Genomic DNA, 11,817 nt, shown 5'->3' with positions numbered 1-11,817 from the left:
CTCCAACACCACCAGGAACCGTCTTGCCCCGGGCCGCGCCGCTATGTATACGCGCGTTTCGGCTGGCGCGCCTCCGGTTTCGCGCAGGGCCGGTCAACTTATCCTCCTGATGGGAATGGGCGCGTCGTCATGGGTCGCCTCGTGCTGAAATTCGGCGGCACCTCCGTCGCCAACATCGACCGCATCCGCAATGTCGCCCGCCACGTGAAGCGCGAGGTCGACGCCGGCCACGAGGTCGCCGTCGTGGTCTCGGCGATGTCCGGCAAGACCAACGAACTGGTCGCCTGGTGCACCGAGGCGTCGCCGATGCACGATGCGCGGGAATATGACGCCGTGGTGGCCTCGGGCGAGCAGGTCACGTCCGGCCTGCTGGCCATCGTGCTGCAGAGCATGGGCATCCAGGCCCGCTCTTGGCAGGGCTGGCAGATCCCGATCAAGACCAGCGACGCGCATGCTTCGGCGCGCATCGTCGACATCGACGGCTCCGAGCTGATTCAGCGCTTCCAGGAGCGCAAGGAGGTCGCGGTCATCGCCGGCTTCCAGGGCATCAATCCCGCCACCAATCGAATCACCACGCTGGGCCGCGGCGGCTCCGACACCTCGGCGGTCGCGATCGCCGCCGCCATCAAGGCCAACCGCTGCGACATCTATACCGACGTCGACGGCGTCTACACCACCGATCCCAGGGTCGTGCCGAAGGCCAAGCGGCTCGACAAGATCGCCTTCGAGGACATGCTGGAACTGGCCTCCCAGGGCGCCAAGGTCCTGCAGGTCCGTTCGGTGGAACTGGGCATGGTCCACAACATGCCGATCTTCGTCCGCTCCTCATTCGACAAGCCCGAGGATATCGACCCGCACGCCAAGCAGCCGCCGGGGACGCTGATCTGCAGCGAGGAACAAATCATGGAAAATCACGTCGTGACCGGCATCGCCTTCTCCAAGGACGAGGCCCAGATCTCGGTGCGCCAGATCGAGGACAAGCCCGGGATCGCCGCCTCGATCTTCGGGCCGCTGGCCGATGCCAACATCAATGTCGACATGATCGTGCAGAACGTGTCGGAAGACGGCAAGACCACCGATCTGACCTTCACGGTGCCGGCCACCGATTATAACCGGGCCCGCGAGACGATCGCGGCGGCCAAGGACAAGATCGGCTACCAGCGCCTCGATACCGCGACCGACGTCGCCAAGGTCTCGGTGATCGGCTCGGGCATGCGCAGCCATGCCGGCGTCGCCGCCAAGGGCTTTGCGGCCCTGGCCGCCCGCAACATCAATATTCGCGCGATCACGACCTCCGAGATCAAGTTCTCGGTGCTGATCGACGCCGTCTATACCGAGCTGGCCGTCCGCACGCTGCATACGCTCTACGGATTGGACCAAGCCTAGAATAATCTCCCCCGTCGCGCCCGATGTCCCGTTTCGCAACAGCGGGACATCGCGCAGACGTGCGCGAAAGCGGTTGACGCCGCCCTCCTTGGCAGGCGTTTTGCTTGGCAAAACAAGCCCTAATTCGCTATACGCCTCGCAGGATGGCTGCCGCGAAGTGTGCTCAGTGATGGTTGTCCTGATTCGAACCGGCACTCTTGGCGTGCTACAGCTGCGAATCAAGAAAGCTGTTCGATTTCGCGAGTTTAGCGCCAGATCCCGGCTCCGCGCCGGGCTGGCCCCAGGAAGGGGGATTGTGCCACATGCGAAGCACGTCGGGAGGCCCCCGCGTCCTGCTCAGACGGCTTCGCGAGACCATGGCGGAGCAGGTCTCGGCACAGGAGCGGCTCGACAAGATCGTGGTGCTGATCGCGGCCAACATGGTCGCGGAGGTCTGCTCGGTCTATGTGCTGCGCGTCGACAATACGCTCGAACTTTATGCCACCGAGGGTCTGAACCGCGACGCCGTCCACATGACGGTTCTGAGTGCGCATGAAGGCCTGGTCGGCCTCGTCGCCAGCGAGGCGACCCCGCTCAATCTGAGCGACGCACAGAATCACCCGGCCTTCTCCTATCGCCCGGAGACCGGCGAAGAGATCTACCACTCCTTCCTCGGCGTGCCGATCCTGCGCGCCGGCAATACGCTCGGCGTGCTGGTGGTGCAGAACCGCGCCAAGCGCACTTATGTCGAGGAAGAGGTCGAGGCGCTGCAGACCACCGCGATGGTGCTCGCCGAGATGATCGCCTCCGGCGAGCTCGCGGCGCTGGCGCAGCCCGGTGCCGAGCCGGCGGTCCGGCATTCGGTCCACAAGACCGGCGCCGTGCTGTCCGACGGCATCGCGCTCGGCCATGTCGTGCTCCACGAGCCGCGCGTCGTCGTCAACAATTACATCGCGGAGGACCTGCCGAAGGAGATCAAGCGGCTCGATGCCGCGCTGGTCAAGCTGCGCGCCGATCTCGATCGCATGCTGGAACGCGGCGACGTCGCCGATGGCGGCGAGCATCGCGAGGTGCTCGAAGCCTATCGCATGTTCGCCAACGACCAGGGCTGGTCGCACAAGCTGCATGAGGCGGTCGCGACCGGCCTCACCGCGGAAGCCGCCGTCGAGCGCGTGCAGTCCGACACCCGCGCCCGCATGCTGCGTTCCACCGACCCTTATTTGCGCGAGCGCCTGCACGATCTGGAAGATCTCGGCTATCGGCTGCTGCGCCAGCTGGTCGGCCAGGACCACGCGCCGAGCCGTGAGCACCTGCCGGACAATGCGATCCTGATCGCCCGCGCGATGGGTCCTGCGGCGCTGCTCGACTACGACCGCAAGCGGCTGCGTGGCCTGGTGCTGGAGGAAGGCACCGCCAACTCGCATGTCGCCATCGTCGCCCGCGCGCTCGGCATTCCCGCCGTGGGCGAGGTGCCGAATGCGCCGGGCATCGCCGATCCCGGCGACGCCATCATCGTCGACGGCACCTCCGGCTCGATCTATGTGCGGCCCTCGGCCGAGATCGAATCGGCCTATGCCGAGCGGGTGCGTTTCCGCGCCCGCCGCCAGGCGCAATATAGCGAGCTGCGCAACAAGCCCTGCGTCACCAAGGACGGTCAGCCGGTCGAGCTGATGATCAATGCCGGCCTTGTCATCGACCTGCCGCATATCGAGGACACCGGCAGCGCCGGTATCGGCCTGTTCCGCACCGAGCTGCAGTTCATGGTCTCAGCCAGCCTGCCGCGCTCGAGCGACCAGCTTGCGCTGTATCGCAGTGTGCTGGACGCCGCCGGCACCAAGCCGGTGACGTTCAGGACGCTCGACATCGGCGGCGACAAGGCGCTGCCTTACATGGAGACCGTGATCGAGGAGAACCCGGCGCTCGGCTGGCGCGCGATCCGACTCGGGCTCGATCGTCCGGGCCTGCTGCGTGGTCAGATCCGGGCGCTGCTGCGCGCTGGCGGCGGCCGCTCGCTGCGCATCATGTTCCCGATGATCTCGGAGGTCGCCGAGTTCGACACCGCCAAGGCGATCGTCGAACGCGAGCTGACCTATCTGCGCCAGCATGGCCATACACTGCCGGAGCGCGTCGACATCGGCACCATGCTTGAAGTGCCGGCCCTGCTTTATCAGCTCGACGAGCTGCTCTCGAGGGTCGACTTCATCTCGGTGGGCTCGAACGACCTGTTTCAGTTCCTGTTCGCGGTCGACCGCGGCAATGCCAAAGTGTCCGAGCGTTTCGACACGCTGTCGACGCCGATCCTGCGGGCCTTGCAGCAGATCGTGCGCAAGGCCAAGGCCGCCAAGCGGTCGGTGTCGCTGTGCGGCGAGATGGCCTCCAAGCCGATCGGCGCGCTGGCGCTGATCGCGCTCGGCTACCGCTCGCTGTCGCTGTCGGCCACCGCGCATGGGCCCGTCAAGGCGATGATCCTCGAGCTCGACGCCGCCAAGGCGGAGGCGAAGATGGCGGAATGGCTGGCCGCGCCGGCGGGCAGCCTCTCGATGCGGCAGAAGCTGACCGAGTTCGCCGAGAGCGAAGGCCTGGCGTTGTAGCGGGCTTGCCTCGCGTCCGCTCCGCCTGAGCCCCATGTTCCCTATTGCCGTCCTGAGATCGCACGATGTCGTCGCTCCCCGAAGCCAAACTGGATGTCCTGCTCGCGCACCACGCCTCGCTGGAGGCGGAGCTGCTCGGCCAGGTTAATTCCGACCGTTACGTGCAGATCACCCGCGAGCTCGCCGAGCTCAATCCGCTGATCGAGGCCGTGAAGGCCTATCGCGCCGGCGTGAAGGAGCTCGCCGACACCGAGGCGCTGATCGCGGACCCGGCCACCGATGCCGAGATGCGCGCGATGGCCGAGGCCGAGCGCGACGAGCTGATCGCGCGCCGCGGCGAGCTGGAGCAGAAGATCCGCGTCGCACTGCTGCCGAAGGACGCGATGGACGACCGCAACGTCGTGCTCGAAATCCGCGCCGGCACCGGCGGCGACGAGGCCTCGTTGTTCGCCGGCGACCTGTTCCGCATGTATGAGCGGTTCGCCTCCCTGCAGGGCTGGAAGGTCGAGGTGATCTCGGCGTCCGAGGGCACGGTCGGCGGCTACAAGGAAATCATCGCCGAGGTGCAGGGCCGCGGCGCCTTCGCCAAGCTGAAATTCGAATCCGGCGTGCACCGTGTGCAGCGCGTGCCTGACACCGAGACCCAGGGACGCATCCATACCTCGGCCGCGACGGTTGCCGTGCTGCCCGAGGTCGAGGAGGTCGACGTCGACATCAAGCAGGACGATTTGCGCATCGAGACCATGCGCGCGCAAGGCGCCGGCGGCCAGCACGTCAACAAGACGGAATCGGCGATCCGCATCACCCACATCCCGACCGGGATCGTCGTGATGATGCAGGACAGCCGCTCGCAGCATAAGAACCGGGCCTCGGCGATGAATATCCTGCGCTCGCGGATCTACGATGCCGAGCGCCAGAAGGTCGACGCGGCGCGCTCTGCCGAGCGCAAGGAGAAGGTCGGATCGGGCGACCGCTCGGAGCGCATCCGCACCTATAATTTTCCGCAAGGACGCGTCACCGACCACCGCATCAATCTGACGCTCTACAAGCTGCCGCAGGTGATCGCCGGCGAAGCGCTGGGCGAACTGATCGACGCGCTCACCACCGAGCACCAGGCGGCGCAGCTCGCGGCGCAAGGCGCCGCGGCGTGACGAGCGTCCGAACGCTGTTGTTCGTCTCGCGGCATTGTCGCGACAACCACGGTGTCGTCCCGGCGAGGGAACCTTGGCGATGACCGAGATCGTCGCCGGCGCGACCATCGACTCGGCCCGGCGTATGCTGGCGTCGCGCTTGTCTGCTGCGGGTCTCGAGTCGCCGGAGCTCGATGCGCGGCTGCTGGTGGGCCATGCGCTCCAGCTCGACCTCACCGGCCTCGTCATGCATGGCCAACGCGCGCTCTCTGCCGCCGACATTACATGGCTTGAGGCGCTGATGCAGCGCCGGCTTGCCGGCGAGCCAGTGGCGCGCATCCTTGGCACCAAGGAGTTCTGGGGCCTGGAGCTGCAATTGTCGGCCGATACGCTGGTGCCGCGGCCGGACACCGAGACCGTGGTCGAACTGGCGCTGGAGCATCTCGCCGCCGGCGGCGACCTGAAGCGGCCGCTGCGCATCGCCGATCTCGGCACCGGCTCCGGCGCCATCCTGCTGGCGCTGTTGTCCGAGCTGCCGGCGGCTTATGGCGTCGGCACCGATATCAGCCACGCGGCGCTTCAGACCGCACGGGACAATGCGCGGATCCTCGGGCTCGGCGATCGCGCCGGCTTCATCGCCGGCTCCTATGCCTCGGCGCTGTCGCCGCCCTTTGACCTGATCGTATCGAACCCGCCCTACATTCCATCGCGAGAGATCGATGATCTCGCCATCGACGTCCGCGCTTACGACCCGCTGCGCGCGCTCGATGGCGGCGCGGACGGGCTCGACGCCTATCGGGCGCTGATCCCGCAGGCTGCGCAGCTGCTGCAGCCGGGCGGCACGCTCGTGGTGGAGGTCGGTCAGGGCCAGAGCGAGGACGTCGCAGAGCTGATGAGGGCGGCCCGGCTGGCGATCGACTCGTCGGCCATCAAGGCCGATCTTGCCGGTATTCCACGCGCCGTCAGGGGTCTAAAAAAGGTCCGCTGAAGGCCCGTAATTGCAGAAAAAGCTCTTGGAATATCCCCCGGGAGCGACTACGTTCCGCTCATAGCATCGGCGCAGGCCCCGCTGAGCGGTATTCACGGAACACCGCTGCGGAGAGATACCAGAGAGCCGCGCCGGGCGATTGGTTCCAGAACGCAGATCTGTTGAGCGCGAGAGCCGGATGGCTGCGCAGCCCGCGACTGCAAAGCGAACGAAAGCCTGACTTTGCACTTGACGTCTTACGCTAAGCAAACTGGGTCTGTCGTGGCGCATGTCGCGCACGCGGGCTGAATGACGTGGTTCGCCGGCCGAACGGGCTGGTGGGTGGGGAACGCGTTTTGAACGCGCTTTTGTCGAGAGAATCGGCTGTCGATCAGATCGGCACGGGTCGGAACCGGCATGAGCCGGGCCAGCCCCTTTGGACCGCGCAAGATGCGGCCAAATCCGCTGCGGTATTTCAATACGGTATCGGTATTCCGATGACAATCAGTGGTCCTAACGCAGGGTTGGAATAAAGGCAGGACATGAGAAACGGTCAGAACAACAAGCGGATGCGCAACCGGAATAGCGGTAACAATAATAATAACCGGCGCGGCCAGAACCCGCTGACCCGCGTGTTCGAATCCAACGGGCCGGACATCAAGATCCGCGGCACCGCCTCCCATGTGGCCGAGAAATATGTCCAACTCGCCCGTGACGCCCGCTCCTCGGGCGACCCGGTGGCTGCCGAGAACTACTACCAGCATGCTGAGCACTATTTCCGCCTGATTGCCGCCGCCCAGGAGCAGTTCCGCCAGAACCAGCCGCAGCAGCCGCGCAACACCGATGACCTGACCGTTGACGATCTCGATGACGAGGGCGAGAGCTTCTCGCATTTCGGCCAGGAGCCCGGTTTCGTTCCCGCGCAGCCGCAGCCTCAACCGTTCATGCGCGAAGGCGGCCAGCGCGAGCGCGGCGACAACCAGCCTCCCTATCAGCGCGATCAGCAGCCGCGCGAGCACAGGGAAGCGCGTGAGCCGCGCGAACCTCGTGAGCACCGCGAACCCCGTGAGCATCGCGAGCCCCGGGAGCATCGCGAGCCGCGCGAGCATCGCGAACGGGAGCCGCGCGAGCACCGCGAGCGTCCGCAGCCAGCCCAGTATCAGCCGCAACCGCAGCCGCAGCCGGTGATCGCCGATAGCGGGGTCGACCGCCTGCCGTCCTTCATCACCGGCCCGCAGCCGCAGATCGCCAATGCGCCGGCGGCGTTCGAAGGTGCCGCTGAGCGCTATCCGCGTCGGCGCCGCCGCCCGCATGGTCCGCGTCCGGAAGCAGCCGCTGCCGCGCCGGCCCCGAGCGAAGACCTCAATCCGGGCGAGTAATCGATCAGGACCACTGTTGAAGAAGCGGGTGGGCGACGAGCCCGCCCGCTTTTTTTTTCCGGCGGCAACAAACAGCTTCTACCGGTCGCGCGGGGACGGAGCAGTTCCTTCCCGGCTCGACCCTTGGGTTGACGGCGACGGCGCCAGCACCGGCTCGAGCCGCGGGATCAGCCTGATGCGCTCGCGCCGGGCGGGGATCACCCGATAGACCTGCTTGGTCGCCTCGACGATATGGACCCCGGCAAACGGCAGCGACAACGCGGCGCCGACCCGCTCCCAGGCCATTGCCGATTTCAGGAACCAGCCGCCGATCGGCGGCATGAACAGCGCTTCCCCCCAGGCGCTGGGCGTGAACCAGGTCTGCCGCAGCAATTGCGTGATCTGGGAGCGCGAATAGGGGCGGCCATGACCGAACGGCGTGTTGTCGGTCCGCGTCCAAACGCCGCGCCGGTTCGGGATGACGATGATCAATCGTCCGGAGGGCGCCAGCACGCGCCAGACTTCGCGCAGCAAGCCGGCCGGATCGTCCGACATTTCGAGGGCATGCACGATGAGAATGCGGTCGACGGCGGAATCCGGCAGCGGCAGCGAGAACTCGTCCACCAAAGACGCAAGCGTCGGGCGCGCCGTCGGCCATTTCAACACGCCCTGCGCCGCCGGCATGAAGGCGATGCAGCGCTCGGAATCTTCCCGAAACAGTCCGAGATAGGGCGTGGGATAGCCGATGCCGAGCACGCGCTGTCCCGTCGCGCTCGGCCAGCGCGCGCGGATGCCGCGGTTGATCAACAGCCGCGCGACGATGCCAAGGCGACCCGAATAGAAATTCCGCAGATCGATCACGTCCATCGCGTCAATGTACCATGCTCGAGGACGTTGCCGCCCGCCCAATATTGCGTTGCGCCTGCAACGTTAACGCCATATCTCTGCCGACTGGAGACCCGGAGACCGCCCGCAACGTCGTGCCCGGCCTCCCCCGACCTCTGACAGCAAGCGCCACCCCCGCGCTCCCGCCCAGGTACCGCCGACGGAGACATCATGGCCGCCGACATCCGCGTCTTCACCTGCCTGTCCGACAATTTCGGCTATCTGATCCATGACCCGGCCACCGGCGCCACCGCGTCGGTCGACGCGCCCGAAGCAGGTCCGATCATCCGCCAGCTCGAGGCTGCCGGCTGGACCCTGACCGACATTCTGATCACCCATCATCACCACGACCATGTCGGCGCGGTCGCCGAACTCAAACAGAAGTATGGCTGCCGGGTGGTCGCGCCGCATGACAAGACGACCGCGATTGCCGATGTCGATCTGCGCGTCGGCCATGGCGACGTCATCAAGGTCGGCGAGTTGCTTGCCCGCGTGCTGGAGACGCCCGGCCATACGCTTGATCACGTCTCCTACGTGTTCGATGCCGACAAGGCGGTGTTCGCGGCCGACACGCTGTTCTCAGTCGGATGTGGCCGGGTGTTCGAGGGCACCTATCCGATGATGTGGGACTCGCTCTTGAAACTGCGGGCGCTGCCGGACGATTTCAGGCTGTATTGCGGCCACGAATACACCGCCTCGAATGTGAAGTTCGCGTTGACCGTCGACGGCGACAACGAGGCCCTCAAGGCCCGCGCCGCCGAGGTGACGCGTTTGCGCGCCGCGAACGAGTCGACAATTCCGTCTCTGCTCGGGGACGAGAAGCAGACCAACGTGTTCCTGCGCGCCGACGACCCAGCCGTCGCCATCAAGCTGCGGATGAAGGGCGCGACGGCCGAGCAGGTGTTCAGTGAATTGCGCGAGCGCAAGAACAAATCCTGAGCCGGAACGTCCCCAATGACCGCCTTGTCGGCCGCCGACATCATCGCACGCCTTGGTCTGCAGCCGCATCCTGAAGGCGGGCATTTTCGTGAGACCTTCCGTGATCCGGCTTTGAATGCCGCCGGGCGCGCCGCGTCGACCCTCATCTACTTCCTGCTCGCCCGCGGCGAGCGCTCACATTGGCACAGGGTCGATGCGGTCGAGACCTGGCACTTCTATGCCGGCGCGCCGCTCACTTTGCGGATCGCTGCCGCAGGACAGCCACCGCGCACAACGACGCTCGGCATTGACCTCGCTGGCGGCCAGGAGCCGCAGGCGGTGGTCCCGGCTCATGCCTGGCAAGCCGCCGAGAGCACCGGCGACTGGACCCTGGTCGGCTGCACGGTGGCACCGGGATTTGAATTTGCCGGATTCGAGCTCGCGCCGCAGGGCTGGGAGCCGTCGATTTAGATCCGCTGTTTGCGGACGATCCGTTCGGAACGTGCGTTCGCCGACCGGATCATGCTCCGGACTACGCAGCGCCGGCGCCGGCGAGCTTGCCTTCGGACGGCTCGGCCAGACGTTGGCGCTCCCTGGTCAGGAAGCCGAGCACGGCGTCTGCCGGCATCGGCTCAGCGAAATAATAACCCTGAATGTAGTCGGCCCCGAGCCGGCACAGGCTGTCGAGCTGCTCCTTGGTTTCGACGCCCTCGACGACGCACGAAATCTCCATGTCGGCGCAGAGGCCGGTCAGCGACTTGATGATCTTGTGGCTGATCGGGTTGGCGTTCACGTCATGGACAAAGCTGCGATCGACCTTGAGCTTGTCGAGCGGCAACCGGTGAACGTGGCTGAGCGAGGAATAGCCGGTGCCAAAATCATCCAGGGAGATCCCGCAACCGATGGCTTTGAGCGCTGAGATCGACTGCTCGGCATGAACGAAATCGAAGGTCACCGCGGTCTCGGTGATCTCGAACTCGATGCGCCGTGGCGGCACACCGCTGGCGTGAATGACGGAGATCAACGGCAGAATGCCGTCAGGCGAGCAGATGTCATGCGCCGACAGATTGAAGGACATCCGGATGTCCTCCGGCCAGGTCCGCGCCGCAGCCAGCGCCTTCACCAGCAGGACGCGCGTCAGCGTGCGGATGACTCCGATGCGCTCGGCAGCCGGAATGAAAGCCGACGGCGAGACCAGGCCCAGCTTGGGACTGCGCCAGCGTGCGAGCACCTCGAAGCCCGTCGTGCGCGCGCTCGCGGCGTCGACGATGGGCTGGAACGCCAGCTCCATTTCGCGCTCGAAATCGGCGGCAAGCAGCAGATGCTCGATCACGTTGCGGCTGCGGATCTCCGCCTCCAGCTCGCTCGAGAAGATCACCGTCTGGCCGCGCGCATGGCGCTTGGCATGATACAGCGCATAGTCGGCGCATTCGTACAACGCATCGGCGGCGGTCGCGGAGCGAGGATACAGCGCGAAACCTGTCGAGCACGACACTCCCGTATGCGCCGTATCGAGCTCGTAGGGCAGCTGGATCCGCTCGGTGATTTGTCGTCCAAGCGCGAGAAGCTCGTCATCCTCCGGATCGCCCGCGACGATCAGTCCGAATTCATCGCCACCGAGCCGCGCGAGATGCACGTTGTCGCCCACGCTGTCGCACACGTCGCTGATCCGGCGCGCAGCCTCGATCAGGACGCGATCGCCGACGCTATGGCCGTAGGTGTCGTTGACGGGCTTGAAGCCATCGAGATCGATGATGCCGACCGCGAGCCGCGTGCCGTCCCGCTCGGCGTCCTCGAAGGCTTGCGCAAGCTCCGAGAAGAAGCGACGGCGATTGGGAAGATCCGTCAACGAATCGAGATTGGCGAGACGGAAGTTCTCGTCCGACAGCGCCTGGGTCGCGGCCTGCTCGGCCAGCAGAGACTTGCGACTGGCGACCAGCGCGGCGAAATCCCGGTAGTAGATAAAGAGCACGATCACCATCGCGCACGAGACGAGCAGCTGATTGACTGCAATTGCACGCAACGCGTGGACGCCGGTGGACATGAAGAAGATCACATAGGGCACGATCACCACGAGCGTGACGATCAGCGCGGCCGATCGCAGATGCATCAGGCAGAAGATGATGCCGATGACCGTGACGGCCATGTAGAAAGCGACCTGCCCCTTCGCGAACGGATCGCCATAGGGAAACAGCGCGAACGACCAGGCCACGAACAACGCTCCGATCGGCCCGGCGATTCGATTGGTGACGCGCAGCTTGTGCAGGATCTGATCACTGCTGGCTCCGACGTCGCGCTGGCGCAACCACCACAGCATGCGAAAGCCGGTCAGCGCCGACAGCAGCGCCGGAACCGCCATCGTCAGCCATATCGGCGCCAGCGGCAGGAACGTATAAGCGAGGGCGAGACTGTTGGTGATCAGAATGAAATAGAGCAGCGGCACCTGTTTGGAGAACGCCTGGAACTGCGCCCGCGTCAGCTCGGGCTGGTCTGGAGGCACGCGAAACAAGTCCGCAGCGCGAGCGAAATAGCCCCTCACATCCGGCATCCGCTGCCCCGTCATCAGCACTATTGCTTGCAGAGTTTTGCCCGTGACGGGTAAA

9 protein-coding genes are annotated in these 11,817 nt (G+C 65.7%); 7 read left to right on the top strand and 2 right to left on the bottom strand.

Annotated features, from left to right (window positions below; translation table 11 throughout):
• Positions 1–129: 129 nt before the first annotated feature.
• The 5 genes from HL671_RS05335 to HL671_RS05315 all read left to right on the top strand — a co-directional run bounded on the left by HL671_RS05335 (position 130) and on the right by HL671_RS05315 (position 7,432).
• Complete coding sequence (locus tag HL671_RS05335) at positions 130–1,386, top strand: aspartate kinase (protein ID WP_172235821.1); 1,257 nt, start codon at positions 130–132, stop codon at positions 1,384–1,386.
• A 302-nt stretch (positions 1,387–1,688) separates the two neighbouring features.
• Entirely contained in the window at positions 1,689–3,956 is a 2,268-nt protein-coding gene (ptsP, locus tag HL671_RS05330) for a phosphoenolpyruvate--protein phosphotransferase (protein WP_012047341.1), read from the top strand.
• A 65-nt stretch (positions 3,957–4,021) separates the two neighbouring features.
• On the top strand, positions 4,022–5,107 hold the full coding sequence (gene prfA, locus HL671_RS05325; RefSeq protein WP_012047342.1) for a peptide chain release factor 1: 1,086 nt from the start codon (positions 4,022–4,024) through the stop codon (positions 5,105–5,107).
• Between the two features lie 79 nt (positions 5,108–5,186).
• Positions 5,187–6,074, top strand: a complete 888-nt coding sequence (prmC, locus tag HL671_RS05320; RefSeq protein WP_172235820.1) for a peptide chain release factor N(5)-glutamine methyltransferase — start codon at positions 5,187–5,189, stop codon at positions 6,072–6,074.
• 521 nt (positions 6,075–6,595) lie between these two features.
• Positions 6,596–7,432: a DUF4167 domain-containing protein gene (locus HL671_RS05315; protein WP_172235819.1), complete on the top strand. Its 837-nt coding sequence runs from the start codon at positions 6,596–6,598 to the stop codon at positions 7,430–7,432.
• A 78-nt stretch (positions 7,433–7,510) separates the two neighbouring features.
• Here HL671_RS05315 and HL671_RS05310 read toward each other — a convergent pair whose 3' ends face one another.
• Positions 7,511–8,278: a class I SAM-dependent methyltransferase gene (locus tag HL671_RS05310; RefSeq protein ID WP_172235818.1), complete on the bottom strand. Its 768-nt coding sequence runs from the start codon at positions 8,276–8,278 to the stop codon at positions 7,511–7,513.
• Positions 8,279–8,467: 189 nt separating this feature from the next.
• Here HL671_RS05310 and gloB point away from each other — a divergent pair, with 189 nt between their 5' ends.
• The gene (gloB, locus tag HL671_RS05305; protein WP_172235817.1) at positions 8,468–9,235 is read left to right on the top strand and encodes a hydroxyacylglutathione hydrolase; all 768 of its coding nucleotides are present in this window, start codon (positions 8,468–8,470) and stop codon (positions 9,233–9,235) included.
• Between the two features lie 15 nt (positions 9,236–9,250).
• Positions 9,251–9,685 carry a cupin domain-containing protein gene (locus HL671_RS05300; protein WP_172235816.1) on the top strand — a complete coding sequence of 145 codons (435 nt, stop codon included), beginning with the start codon at positions 9,251–9,253 and terminating at the stop codon, positions 9,683–9,685.
• Positions 9,686–9,746: 61 nt separating this feature from the next.
• On the opposite strand, the gene HL671_RS05295 is transcribed toward HL671_RS05300, so the two are convergent.
• The gene (locus HL671_RS05295; protein WP_172235883.1) at positions 9,747–11,762 is read right to left on the bottom strand and encodes a putative bifunctional diguanylate cyclase/phosphodiesterase; all 2,016 of its coding nucleotides are present in this window, start codon (positions 11,760–11,762) and stop codon (positions 9,747–9,749) included.
• Between the last annotated feature and the right edge of the window lie 55 nt (positions 11,763–11,817).

The sequence above is a fragment of the Bradyrhizobium denitrificans genome (genome assembly GCF_013179005.1).
GTDB classification, from domain to species: domain Bacteria; phylum Pseudomonadota; class Alphaproteobacteria; order Rhizobiales; family Xanthobacteraceae; genus Bradyrhizobium; species Bradyrhizobium denitrificans.
The sequence above is the reverse complement of the archived record's forward strand: the minus strand, read 5'-3'. Positions and strand labels throughout refer to the sequence as shown.